Source organism: Streptomyces crystallinus, from assembly GCF_039521265.1.
GTDB classification, from domain to species: Bacteria; Actinomycetota; Actinomycetes; order Streptomycetales; family Streptomycetaceae; genus Streptomyces; species Streptomyces crystallinus.
The window spans coordinates 94,742-116,624 of sequence record NZ_BAAACA010000001.1 but is presented as its reverse complement, the minus strand read 5'-3'; the positions used below and the strand labels follow the sequence as shown (position 1 = coordinate 116,624).

Genomic DNA, 21,883 nt, shown 5'->3' with positions numbered 1-21,883 from the left:
GGTACGACAGCTCGTCGAGCTAGAGAAGAGGCGACGTGACTACTGTTCTGACCCCCGCGAGCCCCCTGACGGCCGCTGACCGTTGCGACCGCTGCGGTGCACAGGCATACCTGCGTGTGCTTCTGACCAGCGGTGGCGAACTGCTCTTCTGCGCTCACCACGGACGCAAGTTCGAGCCGGAACTGAAGAAGATCGCCGCTGAGATACAGGACGAGACGGACCGCCTCACGGCGGTGCCCGAATCCGCAGGTGAAGAGGATCGCTGACACCTCGCACTGACGACGAGCCAGGGCCGGTCCAGGACCGGCGACGGGCGGCCACCCCGCGCGCGGGGTGGCCGCCCGTTCTCGTGTCCACGCCCTGTTACAGGGGTGCCGCGTTCCGTGCCGGGCGCACGAACGCGGAGATCCGGGTGTACACCCCGGGGTACGCCGCCTGCGCGCAGCCGCTGCCCCAGGACACCAGGCCGATCAGTCGGCCGTTGGCGACCAGCGGTCCTCCGCTGTCGCCCTGGCAGGCGTCGCGGCCGCCCCCGGGAAGGCCCGCGCAGAGCATGGTGGCCTTCAGGTACGTGCCCTCCGAGTTCCCCGGGTAGGCGTCCTTACAGGCCTTGTCGGGCAGCACCTGGACCTCGGCCGCGTACAGCGAGGACGCATAGCTGCCGTCCCCCACGGTGTCGCCCCACCCGTAGACCGCCGCCGGTGTGCCGGGCAGGTAGGCGGGGTCGCCGGGCCCGGCGAGCTTGATCACATATGACTCGGGGAGCGCGTTCGCCAGGGTGATCACTGCCAGGTCGCCGACGTTGGTGACCGGGTTGTAGTCGGGGTTCACCCAGGTGCCCTGTACGGCGACCTCCTGGCCGCCGCCGTCGACCAGCTTGGAGCGTCCCGCGATCACCTTCAAGTCCTTGGTTCCGTTGGAGCCCAGCACCTCCTTGCTGAGGCAGTGCGCCGCGGTGGCCACCTTGGCGGGCGCCACCACCACACCCCCGCAGAACTGACCCGCCCGCTTACCCCCGAACCGGTTACGGCTGGAGAGCGCGACGGTGAACGAGCCGCCCCCGTCGGGGACGGGCTTGCCTCCGATGACCACGCTGTCGGCCGCTGCCGACACCGGCGTGGCCAGCGGTACGGCGGTCGCTGCCGCCGTGAGGGCCAGCGCCCCGCGCAGCGCTCGGACGGTGGGACGTCGCATACGGTCTCCTGACTCCGGGTGACACAGGCACACCCAGAGTCAACGAGGTATTGACGGCCCGCACCCGCTCGGACACGCCCGAGGGCCCGGCTCCCTTGCGGAAACCGGGCCCTCGTCGACTGACGGCTCGTACGACAGCCGTACGGATCCGACCTAGTCGAGGTAGTCGCGCAGCACCTGCGAGCGCGACGGGTGGCGGAGCTTCGACATGGTCTTCGACTCGATCTGGCGGATGCGCTCACGCGTCACTCCGTAGACCTTGCCGATCTCGTCCAGGGTCTTCGGCTGGCCGTCCGTGAGGCCGAAGCGCATGGAGACCACGCCCGCCTCGCGCTCCGACAGGGTGTCGAGGACCGAGTGCAGCTGCTCCTGGAGGAGCGTGAAGCTGACCGCGTCGGCCGGGACGACGGCCTCGGAGTCCTCGATGAGGTCACCGAACTCGCTGTCGCCGTCCTCACCCAGGGGGGTGTGCAGCGAGATCGGCTCGCGGCCGTACTTCTGGACCTCGATGACCTTCTCCGGGGTCATGTCGAGCTCCTTGGCCAGCTCCTCCGGGGTGGGCTCGCGGCCCAGGTCCTGGAGCATCTGGCGCTGCACGCGCGCGAGCTTGTTGATGACCTCGACCATGTGCACCGGGATACGGATGGTGCGGGCCTGGTCGGCCATGGCGCGGGTGATCGCCTGGCGGATCCACCAGGTGGCGTACGTCGAGAACTTGTAGCCCTTGGTGTAGTCGAACTTCTCGACCGCGCGGATCAGACCGAGGTTGCCCTCCTGGATCAGGTCCAGGAAGAGCATGCCGCGGCCCGTGTAGCGCTTGGCCAGCGAGACCACCAGGCGGAGGTTGGCCTCCAGCAGGTGGTTCTTGGCGCGGCGGCCGTCCTCGGCGATGATCTCCAGCTCGCGCTTGAGCTTGGGGGCGAGCTTGTCGGCGGCCGACAGCTTGTCCTCGGCGAACAGACCGGCCTCGATGCGCTTGGCGAGCTCGACCTCCTGCTCGGCGTTGAGCAGCGGGACCTTGCCGATCTGCTTCAGGTAGTCCTTGACCGGGTCGGCGGTGGCGCCGGCGACGGCGACCTGCTGCGCGGGCGCGTCGTCCTCGTCGTCGTCGGAGAGGACGAAGCCCTTGTTCTCGCCCTCGGCCTCCTCTTCGTCGCCCTTGCCGGGCGCGACGTCCTCAAGGAGCTCCTCGCCCTCCAGGACCTCCTCGTCGCCCTTCTTGCCGGCGGTCTTCTTCGCGGCCGTCTTCTTGGCCACGGCCTTCTTGGCGACGGTCTTCTTCGCGGCCGTCTTCTTGGCGGCGGCCTTCTTGGGCGCGTCGGCGTCGTCCGCCGAGGCGTCCACGCTCTCGGCCGCCGGGGCCGCGGTGGCCGCGACGGTCTTGGTCACGGTCGTCTTGGCCGCGACGGTCTTGGTGGCGGTGCGCTTCGCCGGGCTCTTCGCTGCGACGCTCTTCCGGGTGCGCTTGGGAGATTCCGCGGCACTGACCATCAGCGTCACACCCTCTTCCTCGAGGATCTGGTTGAGGCTGCGCAGAACATTCTTCCACTGGGTTGGCGGAATCTGGTCGGCTTCGAAGGCCCGACGCACGTCATCGCCGGCGATCTGCCCATCAGCCTTTCCCCGCTCGATGAGCGCCATCACAGACTCGGACTCGGCGATCTCCGGCGGGAGCGTACGGGATGTGCTGGCCGACACGAACAACCTCTCGGAACGATGGAAACGGCTTCCGGCCCCGCCCATGATCGGGCCGGAGCCGACGACCGTCGGCTGGGGATTGTGCCGACGGCGCGGGCTGAACCTCGGAGCTGCACAGCGCCGCGAGCGGTCGCTGTATTCCTTCCTCGGCTGTTACCTCTTAGGTCATCGCACGGTTTCGAGGAGTGTTACGCCCAATCTACGTGGCCCGAGTCACACCCCATATACGGCAGAAACGGTCACACGGGTAAGAATGCCCACAATCGCGTCGCCGGACCCCCCGAGGTCCGGCGACGCGTGTTTCCTCCGGGCGGGGCGGCGGGCCCGCGCCCGCCCGCGCTCCGCCGTCAGTGCTCGCGCGGCGCGGGGACGACGCGCTCGACCTCGGGGTGGACGGTGAGCAGCTGCCGCATGGCCGCCTCGGCCGCGGCCCCGTCGGCGCCCGCCAGCGCGTCCACGATCCGGGCGTGGTGGGTGAGCGCGGCGTCGGAGGGGCGGTCACAGCCGGTGACCGGTCCGCCGGAGACCTGGAGGGCCGCGCCGACGATGCCGGAGAGGTGCTCCAGCATCCGGTTGCCCGCGGCCTGGATCAGCAGGGAGTGGAACTCCGCGTCGGCCCGCGAGAAGGTGATCACGTCGCCCTGGGAGAGCGAGTGGCCCATGATCTCGACCATGTCGCCGAGCCGCTGCTGGAGGTCCTCGCGGCCGTGCCCCGCCGCGAGGCGGGCGGCCAGCGGCTCGATCGTCCAGCGCAGCTCACTGAGCTCGCGCCGCTGGTCGTCGCGCTGCGGCCCGAAGGCGCGCCACTCGATGATGTCGGGGTCCAGCAGGTTCCAGTCGCTGACCGGACGGACCCGGGTGCCGACGTTGGGGCGGGCGCTGACCAGGCCCTTGGCCTCCAGTACGCGCAGGGACTCGCGGACGACGGTCCGGGAGACCTCGAAGCGCTGGCCGATCTCCTCGGGGACCAGCGGGCGGTCGGCGCCGAGATCGCCGGAGACGATCATCTGGCCGAGCTGCTGGACGAGTTGGCCGTGCAGTCCTCTCCCGCGGCTGCCCGCCGCGCGCCGGCTGACCCGGCCGAGGTCGGCCTCGGCTCCGTCCCACGCGGGGAGGGAGACGCGGTCGGCGCCACGCGCCTCCGCGTAGGGGTAGCGGTCGAGTTCGCCCGGTCCTGCGAGGCCGGAGTCGGCGGCGCGGGCGGTGGTCATCATGGTGTGCGCAAGGGTACTCACGCATCCTTTGTCGGCGGGACGTCCACGGCCCTTGAGGTCTTTGGTGAAAAGCACACGAAAGGGTGATCGCCGCACCCCTCGCAATTGACGCTTTATCGGAAAGAAGCGGGCATTCCCTGGGGAGTTGTGACCGTCCGTATCCGCCCGGGCCCGGACGTGGTCACCAACGGGCCCTCCCGCGAAGGCCGGTGAAGACGTACGCGCAGAGCAGCACGGCGAGCGACAGGGCGAGGGCCGCGCCCTGCGGGCGGGCCAGCAGGTGCAGCGCCGCGGCGAGCCCGTTGTCGAGCAGATGCGGCCAGCGCAGCCAGGCCACGTCCCGCAGCCGGGCCGGGAGTCCGGCCACCGAACGCGCCTGCGGCGCCGCCAGCGCCTTCTGTACGAGGGGTACGACGGCGACCGGCACCGCCAGGACGGCCGCGAGCCCGGCCGCGGTGGCCCGGAAGATGCCGGCCGCGAGCAGCCCGGCCCAGGCGCAGCCGACCACCAGACCGGCCCAACTCGCCGCGAGCGAGGGCCAGTCCGGCGGGATCCGCACCAAGTCGGTGCCGTACACCAGTCGCAGGGCCTGGGCGTCCAGGGCGAGGGCGAGCACGGCGAGCAGGAGGGCGGCGACGGCCGAGACGGCGAGCTTGGCGAGCAGCAGCCCGAGTCGGCGCGGCACGGTGCCGCGGTCGGCGGCGAGCGCCGGGTAGCGGTACTCCTCGCCGAACGCCAGCGCCCCCAGGATCCCTGCGCCGAGCGCGGCGGGCGGCAGCGGCAGCAGGGCGGGCCAGGCGGCGAGCAGATGCGGCAGCGGAGTGTGCCCGGTGCGCCCGAGCACGACGGCGAGCGCCACGGAGGCGGTGAGCACGGCGCCGGCGAGCAGATACGTGGTGCGTACGCCCAAGAGGCGGCGGAGTTCGTAGCGCAGGGGGCGGAGTGGGGTGCGGGGCAGGGCGGGGGTGATCGGGGGGCGCGGGTGGGGAGCCCGGGCGCCGCTGGAGGGCGCGGGGAGTGCGTCCGAGGCGGTGGCCGGGGCCGGGCGGGGGGCGGGGGCCATCGGGCCCGTGTCGCCCACCTCGTCCGTGAGGCGGTGGACGAGGACGCCGTGGCGGAACGCCGTCTCGCCGACCTCGGCGCACGTCGTGCCGTAGACGGAGAGATGGCTGCCGTCCTCGGCGACCACCTCGACCGAGCGGCGTGCGTCCCGGGCCTCCCGGCTGACCAGCGCGCCCAGCCGGGCGGCGTGCGGGGTGGCGACGGCCACCCGCGGGCGCAGCCGGGTGCGCGCGAACTCCGCCGCGTCCTGGTCCGCGACCAGGCGGCCCCCGTCGATGGTGACCACCCGGTCGGCCACCCGGGCCGCCTCCTTGGGGTCGGCGAAGGTGCACAGCACGGTGCCGCCGTGCTGGGCGTGGCCGCGCAGCAGCCCGTACAGCCAGCTGTTCTCGCGCGGCGAGAGGCCTTCGGCGGGCTCGTCGAGGACCAGGGTGTGCGGGTCGCCGAGGAGGGCGGCGGCGAGGCCGAGTCTGCGGTCCATGCCGAGCGAGAGCGTGCCGAGCCGCTGGTCCCCGAGGCCGTCGAGGCCGACGACGTGGAGCATCTCCTCGGCGCGGCCCGCCGGGACCCCGGCGACCGCGCACATCAGCCGGAGCTGGCCCCGGACCGTACGGGCGGGGTGGCCCGGCACGTCGCCGAGCAGGGTGCCGACCTCGCGGGCCGGGTGGGCCACCTTGTGGAGCGGGCGGCCCCGGAAGTAGGTGACGCCCCGGCCCGGTTCGAGCTCCAGCATCAGGCGCAGGGCCATGGTCTTGCCAGAGCCGGGCGCGCCGAGCAGGCCGGTGATCAGGCCCGGCCGGGCCTCGAAGGTCAGATCGTCCACCTCGGGCGGACGGTCGCGGCGGGGTGTGCTGGTGAGTCCGATGGCCTGGAGCATCGCTTCTCTCGCGGGGGTGAGACCGCTCGACGGCACGGCGGGAGGACGGGTACCGGAGTAACATAACTCGACATTTCGGACTTTTTATGCAACCTCAGACACGCGCGTGCCCACACCTGGCGTGCACGCCGGAGCGCCGGGCGTACGGGGCGGGGCGCGGGCCCCCGGCCGGTCAGACCTCCGGGCGGAGCATCGGGGGGTTCAGCAGGGTCGCGCCGCCCGCGCGGAACAGCTGGGCGGGGCGGCCGCCCTGGCGGGTCGTGGTGCCGCCGGCCGGGACCAGGAAGCCCGGGGTGCCGGTCACCTTGCGGTGGAAGTTACGGGGGTCGAGCGCGACCCCCCACACCGCCTCGTACACCCGCCGCAGCTCCCCGACGGTGAACTCGGCCGGGCAGAACGCCGTGGCCAGCGACGAGTACTCGATCTTGGAACGGGCCCGCTCCACACCGTCCGCCAGGATCCGGGCGTGGTCGAAGGCGAGCGGGGCGGGCTGCTCGTCCTCCCGGCCGAAGCCGCCCTCCTGGCTCAGCAGGTCCTCCACCGGCGCCCAGCGCGCACTGTGCGCGTCGCCGCCCGCGCGCGGGGCGGGCAGATCGGGGGCGAGCGCCAGATGCGCCACGCTGACGACCCGCATCCGGGGGTCGCGCCGGGGGTCGCCGTACGTGGCGAGCTGCTCCAGATGTGCGCCGTTGCCCGGGGCCGGGGCGGTGGCCGCCGGGTCCTGGGCGCACAGGCCGGTCTCCTCGGTCAGCTCGCGGGCCGCCGCGGCCGACAGGTCCTCGTCGGCCCGGACGAAGCCGCCGGGCAGCGCCCACCGCCCCTGGAACGGCGGCTCCCCGCGCCGGACCACCAGCGCGCACAGCGCGTGGCGACGCACGGTGAGCACGACCAGGTCGACGGTCACGGCGAAGGGCGGGTAGGCCGACGGGTCGTAGGGAGACATGGAGCGATCATAGTCGTCTCCCTGACGATAAACACGCCCCCGGGCACGGCCCGTCGCCCCGTCTTCGCCACCCGCCCCACGGGTTCCCGACGAGCCGCCCCACGCGCGGCTCCGCACCGCGTCCGGATCGCCGCCCGCGGCCTTCGCCCGCGCCGCCGCGCCCACCGGAGCGACCCCTTCCTCGGTACCGGGTTCACTCAGCACTCCGTTCAGCCTCCCAACTGGAGCCGGCCGGCGGCCTGCTCGACCATGCCGACGCCGAGCCTGCTGACCCGCACGGCGAACGGCTCCCCCGCCACGCTCAGCCCCGACAGCCGCACCGCGCCGAGCGGCGCCGACCGGACGGGGCAGAGGGCGACCGTGCCCGCCGGGGTGTCCGGGCGGATCCCCGCGAGCGCGGTGAGCAGCTGGACAGCCGAGGCCGCGGCGACGGCGGCCGGGCGGCACGCGGCCGGGTGCGGCAGCGGGGCGCTGTCGGCGGTGCGCTGCTCCCCCGCGTACATCTCGGGCAGCCGGTAGCCGAACGCCTCGGCAGCGTCGAGGAGTCCGCGCAGCAGCGCGCTCGCCTCCTTCTCGTACCCGGCGGCGGCGAGGCCCGAGACGGCCACGGCCGTGTCGTACACCCGCACCGCGCCCGCGCGGTGGCCGAACGGGTTGTAGCCCGGCTCCCTGGCGCCCAGGCCGCGCAGGCCCCAGCCGGAGTCCATGGCCGGGCCGCCGAGCAGCCGGGCGAGCTGTTCGGTCTGCACCTTGTCGAGCAGCCCGGGGGCGAGCCGTCCGGCGCCGAGCAGCCCGGTGTCCAGGAGGTGGGCCGCGCCCGCGCCGAGCGGCGGGAGGCGGCGGCCGTCGGCGGTACGGGCGGCAGCGGGGCGGCCGCCCGCGAGGTCCTCGACCCAGAACTCCTCCCGGAACCGCTCCCGCAGTCCCGCCGCCCAGCTCGCGCACTCCTCGGCCCCCGGTCTGCCGCACTCCCGCAGCAGCTCCGCGCCGAGGACGGCGGCGCGGTGGGCGTGGGCCTGGGTCTCGGCGCGCGCCAGGCCCGCCGCCGGGCCCGGCTCGCCCAGATAGCCGTCGTCCCCGGCGCACGCGCGCAGCCAGCGCAGACACCGCTCCGCCGTCGGCAGCAGCTCGGCCACCTCGGACTCGGCCAGGCCCCAGCGGCGGGCCTCGGCGAGCACCACGGGGAAGGCGAGTGTGGCCTCCACTCCGGTGCAGCTCGGCGGCAGATGGGGCCCGGCATCCCGCAGTGGGCCGGGGATGAGGCCGAAGTCCCGTTCCCCACCGGCCAGTTGCGTACGCGAGACGGCCCGCAGCGTCGCCGCCGCCAGCCGGGTGGAGAGCGGCAGGGCCATCCGTGCCGCCCACAGCGCCTCGGCCGGGGCCGGGCCGGTGCGCCAGGGAACGCCCGCCGCCACGTACAGGTCCGCCGGGTGGGCCGGGTCCCGGACGAGCAGGGCCCGCAGGTCGTCGAGGCCGCTCTGGAGGAACGGGGCCACCCGGGGGTCGTCGCCCTCCGCCTCGGCCTGCGGCAGCGGGTGGCTCGCGGCCTGGCCGGGCGGGCGGGCCGGACGGTCGGTGCGGATGGTCAGCTCGATCGTGTACGACCCGCCCGGGGGCAGCTCCACGTCCCAGCGCAGCACGCCCGCCGAGGCGAGGGCGTCGGCCGGGGACGGGTGCGCGCTCACCACCGCGTGCGCGCCGGGGGCCGTCCAGCGGATGCCCGAGTCATGGACGCTGCCCGGCAGTTCGGGCCCGCCCCGGCCCGCCGCGACCGCGCCCAGGTCGGCCAGGTCGGTCCCGAGCGCGATCTCCACGGGCAGCCGCAGGGGGCGGGGCGAGGAGCTGCGCAGGGTGATCCGCTCGCTGCCCTCGGCCTGGCGCAGCCGCTCGATCGCGATCTCGGGGTCGGGGCCGCTGTCGGCCGGGGTGCGCACCACCGCGACGAAGCGGGCGCGGTCGGCCGATATCGGTCTGCCCTGGAGGGCGATCGGCTCCCGTCCGGCCACCTTCAGCTGACAGCGCGCGAGCAGTCGGCGGCCGTGCCGGTAGAAGCCCTCCAGGCCGTGGCCGGTGAGCTGACCGTGCTCCGCCGAGACGACCAGGCCGGGCAGGGCGACGGAGATCAGCGCGGCGTGCAGCGGCGGGAGCGCGCCGAACCCCGGTCCGGGCGCGGGTCCGGTGCCGGCTCCGCCGGGTCCGGCCGAGCCTGACGGCCGGGGTGGCGGTGCCGATGGGCGCCGCCCCGGCCCTGGGCCACGGCCCGGCGCGGGCCGCCCGGTGACGGAAGGGGCCGAGCCTCCTGGGAGCGGGCCTGCGCCACCCGACACCCTGGGCGGGCAGCCGCCCGGCGGGAGATTGCCCTGCGCAGGGGCCTCGGCCTTCGGCGGGACGTCACCCCAGGGAGGGGTGTCCGTACGGGAGGGGGGATTCGCCCGGGGAGGGCTGTTGAACGCCATACCTTGCCTTCCGGGCACTCCGGCCGCGTGCGTGGGTCGGGCGGACCGCCCTCGCGCGGCGCCCCCCTCGTGAACGCGGCGGGCCGTGCACGAGTCACGGAGCGACACGGCGTGGCGTCGGCCCGGTGTCATCGGCCGGTCCCGTCCCGCTGCCCCGCACGGCCGGCCCGACGCGCCCCGCGCCGGGCGGGCGCGGCCGTCGAGGAGTCGCCCTCGAAGGCCTCGACGGCCTCGGGAACGGCCTCGGGAACGACGGCGGCCGGCACCTCGTCCCTCCGGTTGGCCGGGGCGGAGGCCGCCGTGCGGTCCTGCCGGTTCCTCGTGAACCTGCCCGGCGGCCTACGGCGGGTCCCCTGCCGCCGAGCGGGCACCAGCACGGCGGAGGGCTGCGCCTCCACGACCTTCTCCGGCCCCGCCGCGCCGGACGCCCGGTGTCCCGTAACCCCGTCTCCGCCGGACAGTCCGGGCCCGGCGGCGGCCAACGGCTCCGTCACATCAGCGGCAGACCCCGGGGCCGCACCCCCGCCGCCCCCTTGCTCCCGCTCCCGCCTCTCCTCCCGCAGACATCTGCGCAGCGCCTCCGGGTCCAGGCCCTGGTTGCAGGCCTGGTGAAGGAGTTGGGCGAACTGGTAGTCCGGGTCCGCCCGCAGGGCCAGGCCCAGGGCGACCCGGGCGGCGGGCTCGTCGCCCGTCGACCAGGCCACCCAGCCCGCCAGTGTCAGCGGGACCGCCGCGTGCTCCCCGTACCGCCCCACGCAGCGGCGGGCCAGGGCGCGCCACAGCCGCAGGGCCGGGGCCGCGTCCGGACCCTCCATCCACTCGGCCGCGATGTCCCGGGTGGTGCGGTCCTGGAGGCCGAGGAGCAGGGCCGCCGCCTCCTCGTGGGTGATCAGACCGTCGTCCAGCGCGTCACCGTCCGTACGGCCCGTGGCCGGGGGTGCGCCGCACAGGCGGCGCATCAGACGGTCCGCCAGGTCGAGGGTCTCCCGGCCGACCCGCAGCCGCTCCTCCTCGTCCAGGATGCGCGGCACCAGCACCTCCTCCGTCGCCGCGAGCACCCGCTCCTGGTCGGCCGCCGCCGGGCGGCGCCACGGGGCGAGCCGGGCCTCCATCTCCCGCAGGGAGCCCCGGACCTGGAGTCCCGCGAAGGTCGCGGCGGCCGCCAGCACTGACGTACCGGGCAGGGCCAGTACGTTCCCCTCCGGCGGGCAGCAGCGCGCGTCCGGGCAGCAGTACGACCAGTACCTGCCGTCCGAGATGCACAGCGCCTCCAGGACCGGGACGTCCAGGGCGCCGCAGGCCGTCCGCAGCAGTTGAGCCAACGGACGCAAGCCCTCCATGACTTGACCGGCCGTCACCTCGCCGATCGGGCCCGGGTCTTTGCACAGGAACACGATGATCCCGTCCGGGCGCGGCCCGCGCCGCTCGCTCCCCGTCACCAGGCACTCGGCCAACTGCTCGGCGACATGGGGCCACTCCCCCGGCGCACGCGGAATGCCGAGCCGGAGCCGCCCGCCGAAGCGGCCCCGGCGACCATGGAGGGCGACCATCACGATCGAGTCCGTCGGATGGAAGCCCATCAAATACGGCAGGGCGTCGGCCAGTTCGGCCGGGTTGCGCAGGGTGAGCTGCGGGTCGTCGTCGGGCAGACCGTGGGAGCCGTGCGATTCGCGGTGCTTGTTCATGCTCCGACGGTCCCGTGCCGGGCGACCCCTCACCACCCCTGTGGATAACGTTGTCCACAGGCGAGAACAAGCCATCGCGATGATCTGCATACTGCACCGGACTCCGAGGCGCGTCCGGGGAGGTCCACCCAGGGGCGGTGTGGCCTTCGCGTGTCGTCGCGCGACCACACCGCCCGCTCGGTCCGGGTCCGGCCTGTCCGTGCCGAACACCTCCGCTAGGCCGTGCCTACCACTTCTGGCCGGCCTGCTGCTTCGTGGTGGCGTTGAGGCGGTTGAACAGGTTGCTGACCGCGATGTGCAGCACGAGCGCGGCGAGCTCCTGCTCGTTGAAGTGCTTGGCGGCCTCGTTCCACACCGCGTCCGGAACCGCGTCCTCGCGGTCGGCCAGCCGCGTGACGTGCTCGGTCAGCGCCAGCGCCGCGCGCTCGGAGTCGGTGTAGAAGGGGGTCTCGCGCCAGGCGCCGACGGAGAAGATCTTCTCGTCGCTCTCGCCCGCCTTGCGCGCCTGGCCGGAGGCCGACTCCACACAGGGGCTGCAGCCGTTGATCTGGCTCGCCCGCAGATGGCTGAGCGCGAGCAGACCCGCCGGGACGCCGCCCGCGTAGGTCGCCTTGTACAGGCTCTGGATGGCCTGCATCGCGTCCGGGAGGACCATCGCCGGGTTCTGCATCCGTGCTTCCATGACTGCTCTCCTTCAGAGATCTACAGCGATCGTTCAGGTGACGACGGCTCGATTCCATCGGTCGGAATCCCGTGTCACAGGTCTGACGGGTCGCGGCCCGGGAGTGTGACCGAGGGAGGCGAAGATTTTTCTGACCGCTCTCCCCGACGGCACGACGAAGCGGCCCCGCAAGGCGTCAGGTGCCTTGCGGGGCCGCGGGTCACATACCCGTCATCGGGCGTACTACTGCGTGATCTTGATCAGCTGACCCTCGGTGCCGACCGAGTTGTTGGTGACGTAGATCTCGTTCTGCGGGCCGACGGCCAGACCGGTGGACATGGCCAGCTTGCCGTCGGTCGGGATCTCGGTGACGGCCTTGGTCTTGATGTCGATCCGGTTCAGCTTGCCCGGCAGCGGCGGGCCCTGCTGCTGGAAGCCGCCGGTGAGCGTCAGCGCGACCAGGTTGCCGTCCTTGTCGGCCGCCAGGTCGCTCACCGCGGTCAGACCGCTGGCGAAGACCTCCGGGCGGTGGCCCGGCACCAGGCGCCAGATGCGCGAGCCGCCCGGGCGCAGACCGCCCATGTCGGCGATGTAGAAGGCGCCGTCCTTGCCCTTGACGATGCCGCTGGGCACCGCCTGGACCTTGACGGTGCCGTCGGCCGCGACCGTCTTGGTCTGCGGGGCGAGCGACTCCAGGACCTTCTTCTCCTTGGCGGAGGGGGCCGCGGCGCCGCCCGGGGCGGGCAGCTCGTTGTCCGGGAAGATCGCCTCGGTGGTGGTGCGGCCGCCGAAGCCGACGCCGATCAGGTCGTTGGCGCCCGCGTCGGTGACCAGGAAGCCGCGGCCGTTGCGGGCGAAGCGCCACGCGTTGCTGTGGACCGAGGCCTCTTCCGGGTTGGCCGGGTGGCCGAGCACCCAGTCGGGGTCGAGCAGCGTCTCGTGCTTGACCGGGTCGCCCACGACCCAGCCGCTCGCCGTCTGCAGCGTGCCGAGCTTGGCCGCGTCCGCGCCGAGCTTGTCACGGTCGTCCGTGCCGCCGCCGAAGCCGCTGAGGACGAGGTAACCCGACCCGTTGGCCTCCACGTCGTTGGGGCCGGCGGCCGAGATCGGCTCGTACGGGTTGGTGGGGGCGACGGCGGAGGACGCGAGGCCGGTGACGACCCGGCCCTGCTGCGTCCCCTTGACGCGGTAGATGGAACCGGTCAGCCCGACGCACTTGGTGCCGGGCGCGCAGCCCGGCTTGCCCACGCCCGACTCGGCGACCAGGATCGTCCCGTCCGCCTGGACGGAGAGGCCGCGAGGGTTGTTGAGCTTGCTCGCAATGACCTCGATGTTCGCGGTGGCGGCAGCGGCCTTCGCCTCCTTCGGCGAGGTCGGCGAGGCCTGTGCCGGGCCGGGGATCAGCGTGACGGCCATGGTGCCCACGGCTGCCGCTGCCACGAAGGCCCCACTCCAAGACCTGCGTATTCTCGACATGTCTCTCCCTCATCATGGCGTGCCCCCGTCATTGGGAGCCGACTCAACCGGCGCCACGATAGACGCTTCTACCTCAACCGTCCTGTATTCGCGGGTGAGTTGTCAGGGGCGTCCGACTGCGGCCTATCCGCAGTTGCACACTTGATTCGCACTCGGAATTCACCTGGGCCGAACTCGGGCGGGCATTTCGGCCAACCAGGGGCCGGTTCTGATGTGTTGAGTGGTTGTTCGCCGCCGTGCGCGGCTCTAGAGTCTGGCGGGCGACGCCCATAGCTGACGCCATAGTTTCCGGTATCCCGGTAATTGAGACTCTTGATACCGCTGCGCAACCGCCCACGGAGGATACGCATGCCCCCAATTCCGCCCGCCCGAGTCGTCCGCATCGTCGAAGGGTTCCGCGCACGGGTGCAGCGCTTCGCCCAGCTGATGGTGCCCGCGCCGATCGCCGTCCTCGAACTGGCCCAGGGCGCCTGGGTGTCCCAGGCGATCTACGTGGCGGCCGAGCTGAAGATCGCCGACCAGCTCGCCGACGGCCCGCTGTCCTCGCAGGAGATCGCCCGGCGGGTCGAGGCCGACCCGGACGCGGTCCACCGCCTGCTGCGCGCCCTCGCCAGCTACCGGATATTCAGCGAGCAGAGCGACGGCCGGTTCAAGCTGACGCCGATGGCCTCCGCGCTGCGCACCGGGACGCCGACGTCGATGCGCGACTTGGCCCTGTTGACAGGTCACCCCGCGAGCTGGGAGGACTGGGGTGGACTCATCCACACCGTGCGCACCGGCCAGCCGAGCCTCGAGAAGAACCGCGGCATGCACGCGTACGAGTACCTGGGCCAGAACCCGGAATTCGCGGAGATCTTCCTCAACGGCATGGGCACGCTCTCGAATATGGAGACCGAGCCCATTCTCGCGGCGTACGACTTCTCCAAGTACAAGACGCTCGTGGACGTCTTCGGCGGCCGTGGCGGTCTGCTGTCGGCGATCCTGAAGAAGACGCCCCAGTCGAAGGGCATCCTCTTCGATTCCCGGGCGGACGAGCTGGGCGCCCACGCGTTTCTCACGGAAGAGGGCGTGGCCGAGCGGGTCGAGATCGACAAGGGCGATCTCTTCGGTCCGCTGCCGACCGGCGCGGACGCCTATCTGCTGAAGCACATTCTGCATGAATGGCCGGAGCCGAAGGCGTTGGAGATCCTCAAGAACGCCCGTGAGGCAATCAGCCCCGACGGCCGGCTGCTCGTCATGGAATTCGTTCCTCCGGAGGGCAACGCGGCGCACCCCGCCAAGCTGGTCGACCTGTGGCTGATGATCCTGGTCGGCGGCAAGGAGCGCACCGCCCGCCAGTACTCGGAGATCCTGCGGGCCACCGGCTTCGAGCTGGACCGCATCGTGCAGACCGCCGCGGGTGTCTCGATCGTGGAGGCGCGCCCGGTCTGACCGGCCCCGAACCGGTCGCACTGCCGAAAGAAGCTCCTGGCGGATCGTTTCCGCCAGGAGCTTCTCCGTACCTGCGCACAAGGAGTACGCACGCCCCAGGGCTAGGCCAGCCCCGCCAGCTTGAGGAGCAGCCCCTTCACCTCGGTGGCCGCCACCTCCTCGCCCACCGCGTCCGGAGCCGAGCACAGCAGCAGCGGCCCGTCCCGCGGGTCGTCGGGCAGCCGCCCGTGGCTGCCCCGCACCGGCGACGGGTCGAGGGGGACGACCGCCATCCGGTAGCGCATGCCGAGTTTCTTGCGGGCCAGCGCTTTGGCGGCCTTGACCTTCACATACGGGTCGAGGGGGTCCATGAACAGCTCGACCGGGTCGTAGCCGGGCTTGCGGTGGATCTCCACGAGCTGGGCGAAGTCCGGGGCGCGGGCGTCATCCAGCCAGTAGTAGTACGTGAACCAGGCGTCCGGCTCCGCGACCGCGACCAGCTCGCCCGAGCGCGGGTGGTCGAGGCCGAAGGCCTTCTTGCCCTCGTCGTCGAGGAGTTGCTCGATTCCGGCCACGTCCGCGAGGGCCTCCCGGGTGGCGTCGAGGTCCTCGGGCCGGCGGACGTAGATGTGGGCGAGCTGGTGGTCGGCGACCGCGAAGGCGCGGGACGCCATCGGGTCCAGGTACTCCATGCCGTCCTGGGTGTGGACTTCCAGGAGTCCGGCGCGGCGCAGCGCGCGGTTGATGTCCACGGGCCGGCTGACCCGGGTGATGCCGTACTCCGACAGGGCCACCACCGTGCGCCCGGCCGCCTCGGCGTCGTCGAGCAGCGGTGCCATGGCCGAGTCGAGGTCGGCGGCCGCGCGGTAGGAGCGGGGGTCGTCGGGCCCGTACCGCTGGAGGTCGTAGTCCAGGTGCGGCAGATAGCAGAGCGCCAGGTCGGGGTCGCGGGTGGCCAGGATGTGGCGGGTGGCGTCGACGATCCACCGCGAGGAGACGATGTTCGCGCCGGGCCCCCAGAAGTTGAAGAGGGGGAACGTGCCGAGCTTGTCGTGGAGTTCGTCGTGGAGCGCCGGGGGCCAGGTGTAGCAGTCGGGCTCCTTGCGGCCGTCGGCGTAGTAGACGGGGCGCGGGGTGACGGTGATGTCGGTGTCCGCGCCCATCGCGTACCACCAGCAGATGTTGGCGACGGTGTAGCCGGGGTGGGCGCGGCGGGCCGCGTCCCACAGCTTGTCGCCCTCGACCAGGCCGTTGTGCTGGCGCCACAGCAGGACCTCGCCGAGGTCGCGGAAGTACCAGCCGTTGCCGACGACGCCGTGCTCGGCGGGGAGCGTGCCGGTCAGGAAGGTGGACTGGGCCGCGCAGGTCACGGCGGGGAGCACGGTGCCGAGCCGGGCCCGGGAGCCGGAGCGGCTCAGCTCCTTGAGGCGGGGCATGTGGTCGAGCAGCTTGGGGGTCAGACCGACGACGTCCAGGACGAGCAGCGGAGTGGGTGCGGGGGCGTCGGTCATGGCAGTTCCTTGAGGCCGAGGTCGGTCAGCAGGTCCTTGGCGAGCGCGAGTTCGGCGGCGATCCCGTCGGCGAGCTGGTCCCGGTCGCGCGGGCGCAGCTCGGCGGGCAGGGCCTGCCAGGTGTACGTCTCGACCTCCAGGTGCCGGGTGCGCGCGACCGGGCCGCCGACCAGCTGGGCGAGCACCTCGCGCAGCACCGGCACGGTGGAGGTCAGCGGCGCCGCGGGCCGCGCGTGCAGCGGTACGTGGAAGTGCGCGCGCCAGGGCGCGGTGTCCGGCAGGGCCCGCCCGGCCAGCGCCTCGTCGAGGTCGTCGGTGCCGAGCAGCCCGGCGTCGCCGGTGGTGCGGGTCTGGTGCAGGAAGCGCGGTTCGGCGAACTCGGCGAGCGCGGCGCGCACGTCGGGCCGGTCCGGGTGCTCGGCGTGCAGCGCGGCCGACAGCTGGACCTTGGGGACGGCGATCCCGGCGGCGGCCAGCGCGCCGAGCGCGGCGGACGGGTCCTCGAAGGAGGTGGCCAGATGGCAGGTGTCGACGCAGACGCCGATGCGCGGCGAGCCGATCGCGGTCAGCGGGGCGATCGCGTCGGCGGTGGTCTCGACGGTGCAGCCGGGCTCCGGCTCCAGACCGATCCGGATCGACTTCCCGGTCGCCTCCTCCAGCGCGTCCAGGCGCCCCGCGAGCGCGCGGAGCGCAGAGTGCGCCGTCTGGCGCGCCGCCTCGTCGAAGCCGGTGCGCCAGGCGAGCGGGAGGGTGGAGATGGTGCCCTCGGTGACGTCGTCGGGGAGCAGCGCGGCGAGGAGGCGGGCCAGGTCGGCCGTGTGCTCCAGGCGTTCCGGATCGGTCCAGTCCGGCTTGTAGACGCGGTACTTGACCTCCTCGGCGCCGAACCCCTCGTACGGGAAGCCGTTGAGGGTGACGACCTCCAGGCCGCGTCCGTCGAGCTCGGCGCGCAGACCGCGCAGCGCGGCCGGGTCGGCGCTCAGCTCCTGGGCCGCGCCCCGGGCCAGCCACAGGCCGATGCCGAGCCGGTCGGCGCCCAGGCGCCGGCGCACCGGCTCGCAGTGGTCGCGCAGCTGGGCGAGGACGCCGTCGAGGGTCTCGGCGGGGTGGACGTTGGTGCAGTACGCGAGGTGGACAGTGGAGCCGTCGGGATGGCGCAGTCGCATCGGCTACTCGCCGCCGCGCAGGATGGAGTTGCCCTCGTGAAGCGCCCCGGGCGCCGTCAGATCCAGGTCCAGCCGGCCGCTGAGCCCGTAGAAGGCGACGGGATTGCGCCACAGCACCAGGTCCACCGCGTCCTCGTCGAACCCGGCCTTCAGCATGGCGTCGGCGACCTTGCGGGTCTTCAGCGGATCGCTCTTGCCCCAGTCCGCGGCCGAGTTGACCAGCACCTTCTCCGGGCCGTACTCGTCGAGGACGGCGACCATCCGGTCCTCGTCCATCTTGGTGTCCGGATAGACGGAGAAGCCGAGCCAGGCGCCGCTGTCCTTGGCCTCGCGCACCGTCGTCTCGTTGAGGTGGTCGAGCAGCACCCGGTCGGGGGCGAGCGCCGACTCCCGTACGACGTCGATCGTGCGGCGCAGCCCGGTGAGCTTGTCGCGGTGCGGGGTGTGCACCATGGCGGGCAGCCCGTGCTCGGCGGCGAGCTGGAGCTGGGCGGCGAGCGCGTGGTCCTCGGCGGGGGTCATCGAGTCGTAGCCGATCTCGCCGACCGCCACCACGCCGTCCTTGACCAGATAGCGCGGCAGCTCGTCGAGGACGGGCGTACAGCGCGGGTCGTTCGCCTCCTTGGGGTTGAGGGCGATGGTGCAGTGGTGGGCTATGCCGTACTGGGCCGCCCGGAACGGCTCCCAGCCGAGCAGCGCGTCGAAGTAGTCGAAGAAGCTGGCGGGCGAGGTGCGCGGCTGGCCCAGCCAGAAGGCGGGCTCCACCACCGCCCGCACGCCCGCCGCGTACATGGCCTCGTAGTCGTCGGTGGTGCGGGACGTCATATGGATGTGCGGGTCGAAGATACGCATGGTCAGGACTCCTCGGCCCCGGTGAGGGCCAGTACGCGGTGCAGGTCGTCGGGGACGGGGCGGCCGGCGGCGATACGTTCCTTCGCGTAGTCGCCGAGCATCCGGGCGAGTTCCGCATCACCGTGGGCGCGCTCCCGCAAGGAGGCGACGGCGTCCACGGACACGGCGGTGAACAGGCACTTCAGTACGGCGTGCCGCCAGGCGTGCGGGTCCAGGTGGGCCGCCGCGTAGGGGCCCACGGCCGCCGCCACCAGACGGGTGTCGTTGGCGCGCAGCGCGTCCTCGACCAGCGGCACCCCGGCGGACGGCTCGATGCCGAGGTCCGCCAGCGCGAGCAGGACGGCGCGGCGCTCGGCGGCGGTGCCCTGCTGGTAGATCCGGGTCGCGGTGGGCGCGTCCACCCGGGCGGTGACCAGCAGCAGGACGCGGGCGTCGTCGAGGACGTCGGCGCCGAGGTGGCGCCCGGCCGAGGCGAACCGCAGCTCCCAGGGGGCGGTGCCGTACCCGGCGGACGGGCGGGCGGCGGTGTGCGCCGCCTCGGCGAGCGCCTCGTCGAGCCAGGCACGGGCGGCGCCGCCCAAGCGGGCGTCGAGCTCCGCACGAGGTATCACGGCTAGGCTCCCTTCAGGGGCGCGGCGGCACCCGCGACGAGCGGGCGCAGGAACTCCAGGGAACGGCGGGCCTGTTCGGGGCCCGCGTGCGAGTGGCGGGGCAGCTCGACGACGGTGAGTCCGCGGTAGCCGGTGGCGGCCAGCGCCTCCAGGACCGGCGGGAAGTCGATCTCGCCGTCCCCGAACGGCAGGTGCTCGTGCACCCCGCGCCGCATGTCCTCGATCTGGACGTGCCGCAGCCAGGGCGCGGCGGCGCGCACGCACTCGGCGGGCGAGCGCGGCTCCAGGCACTGGCAGTGCCCGATGTCCAGGGTCAGCCCCAGCGGCTCCGGGTCGCCCAGCTGCTCACGCAGGCGGTGGAAGTCGGCGAGGGTGGCGAGGAGATGGCCGGGCTCGGGTTCGATCGCCAGCGGAACGCCCGTCTGCGCAGCCGCGTCGAGCACCGGGCCGAGCGCCTCGCCGAGCAGCTTCCAGGCGGTGTCGTCGTCGGTGCCCTCGGGGGTGATGCCGCTGAAGCAGTGCACGGCGTGCGCGCCGAGGTCGGCGGCGACGCGGACGGCCGTGACGAGCAGGGCGGTGCGGCGGGCGCGGGCCTCCGGGTCCGGGTCGAGCAGGGAGGGGCCGTGCTTGCGCCGGGGGTCGAGTACGTACCGGGCGCCCGTCTCCACGGTCACGCCGAGGCCGAGCTCGCCGAGGCGGTCGGCCACCCGGCGGGTGCGGGCGGCGAGTTCGGGGGCGAGCGGGTCGAGGTGCATATGGTCCAGGGTCAGCCCGACGCCCTCGTACCCGAGGTCCGCCAGCAGCCCGAGGGCGTCGTCGAGGCGGAGGTCGGTGAGGCCGTTGGTGCCGTAGCCGAGGCGGAGGCTCATGTGGGGCTGACCTTTCGGGCGAGCGTGCGGGCCACCGGGACGAGGCCGGTCAGGGCGGCGGCGGTACGCAGGGATCCGGCCCGCGCCGCCAGCGCCGCCTGGAGCGGGATCATCGCCTTGATCCCGCCGCCGACAGCCCGCTGGGTGAGCGGGGGCGAGGGGTTGAGGGCGGCGTGGAAGAGGGGCTTGGCGGCGGTGGCGGCATAGGCCGCGGCCAGGCCCGCGCGGGCCAGGTCACCCGGGGCGGGCCGGCTTCCGCGCCTCGGCGGACGCCCGGCCGTCAGCGCTCCCAGCACGGTGGTCGCCGCCAGCGCCGCCAGCGGCGCGCCGGACGAACCGCCCTGCGTCTCGTGGCGGGAGACGGTGGTCACCGCGTAGGTGTGCGCGCCCAGGGCCGTGGCCGGGAGCAGGGACGGCTTCGCCACCTTGCCACCGGTGGCCGTCGCGCCCAGCAGGAGGTCGAGGGAGCGGGCCGCGGCCATCGCCGCCGGTCCCGCCGCCGTGTGCTTGAGGCGCAGGTCGTACGCCCACACCGTGCCCGCGAGCGCGGTCGCCACCAGAGCGGCGGGACGGCCCGCCCGGTAGGCGAGCGCCAGGCCCGCGCCGGTGAGACCGGCCGCCGCGGCCAGGGCCGCCGCGGGCTTCACCCGGCCGGACGGGATCGGGCGGTGCGGGCGGTCGACGGCGTCCTCCTCGCGGTCCGCCCAGTCGTTCAGGGCCATCCCCGCCTCGTACAGGCAGAGGGAGGAGCCGACGGCGAGCGCGGTGCGCCGGTTGGGGCGCAGCCCGGCGGCCGCCGCCCCCGCGAGGGCGTCGCCGGGCACGGTGAACAGGGCGGAGATCCGCAGGAGTTCGGCCCAGTCGCGCAGCACCGGCTTCACCGGGCCTCCCGCAGCCGCTCGGCGAACGCCAGCAGGGCGCCGTACTGCTCGGCGAGCGCCGAGGAGCCGCCGTCCGGGTCCTTGAAGTAGAAGCCCAGCTCGGGGCGCGGGCCCCTCAGCCCGGCCTCATGGGCACGGGCGGTCAGACGGGCCAGGTCCAGCACGAGGGGCGCGGCGAGCGCCGAGTCGCAGCCCTGCCAGATCGTCTGGAGCACCATCCGGGAGCCGAGGAAGCCCTCGAAGACGATGTGGTCCCAGGCGGTCTTCCAGTCGCCGAGCGCCGGCACGTCGTCGATGTGCACCTCGCCCTCGGGCAGCGTGCCGAGGGTGTCCTCCAGGACGCGGTTCTTGCCCGCGTTCTTGGCCGCGGCGGCCGCCGGGTCGGCGAGCGAGGCGCCGTCCCCGCCGCCCAGCAGATTGCTGCCGGACCAGGCCCGTACGGCCAGCGCGCGCTGGCGGAACATCGGCGCGAGCACCGCGCGGAGCAGGGTCTGGCCGGTCTTGCCGTCGCGGCCCGCGTACGGGACACCGGCCGCCTGGGCCGCCTGCTCCAGGCCGGGGTGGCGCAGCCCGGTGGACGGGGTGAAGTTGACGTACGCGCACCCGGCGCGCAGCGCGGCCGCGGCGTACAGCGAGGACGCGGGCAGCCGGGTGTCGCCCTCGGCGGGCGCGGGCTCGGTGGAGGAGACGTTGACGACGACCGTACGGGCCACCTGGGTGCGGCGGGCGAAGTCGCTGATGTCGGCCGCGAACGCGGCGATCAGCTCCTCGTCGTCGCGGGTGTCGCCGGGCAGCGGGCCGCCCATGCGTATCTCCTCGTCGGCGGCGGCGAGTTCGGCGCGCACGGCGGCGGGCAGCCCGTGCGGCAGCACGCCGCCGGCGGCCAGCTCCTCGGCCCGCTTGGGCAGCGGGCTGGCGGCGGTGTCATGGCCGCCGAAGACGAAGGACGAGAGCTCCGGGAGGCCGGCGCCCTCGAAGTCGGGGGTCTCGGTGACCATGCCGGTGGCGGGCTGGAGCCCGGCGGCGACGGCGGCGCAGCCGGCGACCGCCGTGGTGGCGACGGAGCCGCGGGCTCCGATGAACCAGACCCCCGTCCGGGGGCCTTGGTCGCGGGTATCTGCGTAAGGGGACACGGACAGCCTCCTGGTTACGTCAGCGCGTTGAAGCCTTTCCAACCTGACGTTAGTGGCGGCTGGTTGGGCAGCTGTTCGAACGTATCGATGATCCGCCCGCCGACGGACGGATACGGGTGTGCCGCAGTTGCACGGCGGAACGGGCGGAGTGCTGGCGCGGGCGCTCTGCCCGCGACCAGCACTC

At 73.6% G+C, this 21,883-nt stretch carries 18 protein-coding genes; 2 read left to right on the top strand and 16 right to left on the bottom strand.

The window, feature by feature from the left end:
* The first annotated feature begins 35 nt into the window (after nucleotides 1-35).
* Entirely contained in the window at nucleotides 36-266 is a 231-nt protein-coding gene (locus ABD236_RS00495; protein ID WP_067165114.1) for a DUF7455 domain-containing protein, read from the top strand.
* Nucleotides 267-363: 97 nt separating this feature from the next.
* On the opposite strand, the gene ABD236_RS00490 is transcribed toward ABD236_RS00495, so the two are convergent.
* From ABD236_RS00490 to ABD236_RS00450, 9 genes are all read right to left on the bottom strand, one after another.
* Entirely contained in the window at nucleotides 364-1,194 is an 831-nt protein-coding gene (locus tag ABD236_RS00490; protein ID WP_344068282.1) for a serine protease, read from the bottom strand.
* A 153-nt stretch (nucleotides 1,195-1,347) separates the two neighbouring features.
* A complete protein-coding gene (locus ABD236_RS00485; protein ID WP_344068279.1) occupies nucleotides 1,348-2,892 on the bottom strand; it encodes an RNA polymerase sigma factor in 1,545 nt (514 codons plus the stop codon).
* A 347-nt stretch (nucleotides 2,893-3,239) separates the two neighbouring features.
* Complete coding sequence (locus ABD236_RS00480) at nucleotides 3,240-4,127, bottom strand: FadR/GntR family transcriptional regulator (protein WP_344068276.1); 888 nt, start codon at nucleotides 4,125-4,127, stop codon at nucleotides 3,240-3,242.
* 160 nt (nucleotides 4,128-4,287) lie between these two features.
* Nucleotides 4,288-6,045 (bottom strand): ATP-binding cassette domain-containing protein, encoded by a 1,758-nt coding sequence (locus ABD236_RS00475; protein WP_344068273.1) that lies wholly within the window; start codon nucleotides 6,043-6,045, stop codon nucleotides 4,288-4,290.
* 172 nt (nucleotides 6,046-6,217) lie between these two features.
* The gene (locus ABD236_RS00470) at nucleotides 6,218-6,988 is read right to left on the bottom strand and encodes an NUDIX hydrolase (RefSeq protein WP_344068270.1); all 771 of its coding nucleotides are present in this window, start codon (nucleotides 6,986-6,988) and stop codon (nucleotides 6,218-6,220) included.
* A 209-nt stretch (nucleotides 6,989-7,197) separates the two neighbouring features.
* The gene (locus ABD236_RS00465; RefSeq protein WP_344068267.1) at nucleotides 7,198-9,315 is read right to left on the bottom strand and encodes an amylo-alpha-1,6-glucosidase; all 2,118 of its coding nucleotides are present in this window, start codon (nucleotides 9,313-9,315) and stop codon (nucleotides 7,198-7,200) included.
* Between the two features lie 257 nt (nucleotides 9,316-9,572).
* Nucleotides 9,573-11,129, bottom strand: coding sequence for a DUF4192 domain-containing protein (locus ABD236_RS00460; protein WP_344068264.1), 1,557 nt, complete (start codon nucleotides 11,127-11,129; stop codon nucleotides 9,573-9,575).
* A gap of 226 nt (nucleotides 11,130-11,355) precedes the next feature.
* Entirely contained in the window at nucleotides 11,356-11,811 is a 456-nt protein-coding gene (locus ABD236_RS00455; protein WP_344068261.1) for a carboxymuconolactone decarboxylase family protein, read from the bottom strand.
* Between the two features lie 222 nt (nucleotides 11,812-12,033).
* Complete coding sequence (locus ABD236_RS00450) at nucleotides 12,034-13,230, bottom strand: ScyD/ScyE family protein (protein WP_344068258.1); 1,197 nt, start codon at nucleotides 13,228-13,230, stop codon at nucleotides 12,034-12,036.
* Nucleotides 13,231-13,614: 384 nt separating this feature from the next.
* Here ABD236_RS00450 and ABD236_RS00445 point away from each other — a divergent pair, with 384 nt between their 5' ends.
* Nucleotides 13,615-14,697 carry a methyltransferase gene (locus ABD236_RS00445; RefSeq protein WP_344068255.1) on the top strand — a complete coding sequence of 361 codons (1,083 nt, stop codon included), beginning with the start codon at nucleotides 13,615-13,617 and terminating at the stop codon, nucleotides 14,695-14,697.
* Between the two features lie 101 nt (nucleotides 14,698-14,798).
* Here ABD236_RS00445 and ABD236_RS00440 read toward each other — a convergent pair whose 3' ends face one another.
* From ABD236_RS00440 to ABD236_RS00410, 7 genes are read right to left on the bottom strand one after another with little or no spacing between them, the layout of a single operon-like run.
* Nucleotides 14,799-16,187, bottom strand: coding sequence for an alkaline phosphatase family protein (locus tag ABD236_RS00440; protein ID WP_344068252.1), 1,389 nt, complete (start codon nucleotides 16,185-16,187; stop codon nucleotides 14,799-14,801).
* Nucleotides 16,184-17,353, bottom strand: coding sequence for a metabolite traffic protein EboE (gene eboE / locus ABD236_RS00435; RefSeq protein ID WP_344068249.1), 1,170 nt, complete (start codon nucleotides 17,351-17,353; stop codon nucleotides 16,184-16,186). Before eboE ends, ABD236_RS00440 begins: the two co-directional genes overlap by 4 nt.
* Before the next feature lie 3 nt (nucleotides 17,354-17,356).
* On the bottom strand, nucleotides 17,357-18,205 hold the full coding sequence (locus ABD236_RS00430) for a TatD family hydrolase (protein WP_344068246.1): 849 nt from the start codon (nucleotides 18,203-18,205) through the stop codon (nucleotides 17,357-17,359).
* Between the two features lie 2 nt (nucleotides 18,206-18,207).
* Entirely contained in the window at nucleotides 18,208-18,816 is a 609-nt protein-coding gene (locus ABD236_RS00425) for an EboA domain-containing protein (protein ID WP_344068243.1), read from the bottom strand.
* 2 nt (nucleotides 18,817-18,818) lie between these two features.
* Entirely contained in the window at nucleotides 18,819-19,685 is an 867-nt protein-coding gene (locus ABD236_RS00420) for a sugar phosphate isomerase/epimerase family protein (RefSeq protein ID WP_344068240.1), read from the bottom strand.
* Nucleotides 19,682-20,566, bottom strand: coding sequence for an SCO3242 family prenyltransferase (locus ABD236_RS00415; protein ID WP_344068237.1), 885 nt, complete (start codon nucleotides 20,564-20,566; stop codon nucleotides 19,682-19,684). The genes ABD236_RS00420 and ABD236_RS00415 overlap by 4 nt, the downstream gene beginning before the upstream one ends.
* Nucleotides 20,563-21,705, bottom strand: a complete 1,143-nt coding sequence (locus ABD236_RS00410; RefSeq protein ID WP_344068738.1) for an inositol-3-phosphate synthase — start codon at nucleotides 21,703-21,705, stop codon at nucleotides 20,563-20,565. Before ABD236_RS00410 ends, ABD236_RS00415 begins: the two co-directional genes overlap by 4 nt.
* Nucleotides 21,706-21,883: the final 178 nt, after the last annotated feature.

Coding starts and splice junctions, on each gene's coding strand:
- ABD236_RS00490 (WP_344068282.1), bottom strand. CDS start 1,194: ATGCGACGTCCCACCGTCCGAGCGCTGCGCGGGGCGCTGGCCCTCACG.
- ABD236_RS00475 (WP_344068273.1), bottom strand. CDS start 6,045: ATGCTCCAGGCCATCGGACTCACCAGCACACCCCGCCGCGACCGTCCG.
- ABD236_RS00470 (WP_344068270.1), bottom strand. CDS start 6,988: ATGTCTCCCTACGACCCGTCGGCCTACCCGCCCTTCGCCGTGACCGTC.
- ABD236_RS00460 (WP_344068264.1), bottom strand. CDS start 11,129: ATGAACAAGCACCGCGAATCGCACGGCTCCCACGGTCTGCCCGACGAC.
- ABD236_RS00455 (WP_344068261.1), bottom strand. CDS start 11,811: ATGGAAGCACGGATGCAGAACCCGGCGATGGTCCTCCCGGACGCGATG.
- ABD236_RS00445 (WP_344068255.1), top strand. CDS start 13,615: ATGCCCCCAATTCCGCCCGCCCGAGTCGTCCGCATCGTCGAAGGGTTC.
- ABD236_RS00440 (WP_344068252.1), bottom strand. CDS start 16,187: ATGACCGACGCCCCCGCACCCACTCCGCTGCTCGTCCTGGACGTCGTC.
- eboE (WP_344068249.1), bottom strand. CDS start 17,353: ATGCGACTGCGCCATCCCGACGGCTCCACTGTCCACCTCGCGTACTGC.
- ABD236_RS00430 (WP_344068246.1), bottom strand. CDS start 18,205: ATGCGTATCTTCGACCCGCACATCCATATGACGTCCCGCACCACCGAC.
- ABD236_RS00420 (WP_344068240.1), bottom strand. CDS start 19,685: ATGAGCCTCCGCCTCGGCTACGGCACCAACGGCCTCACCGACCTCCGC.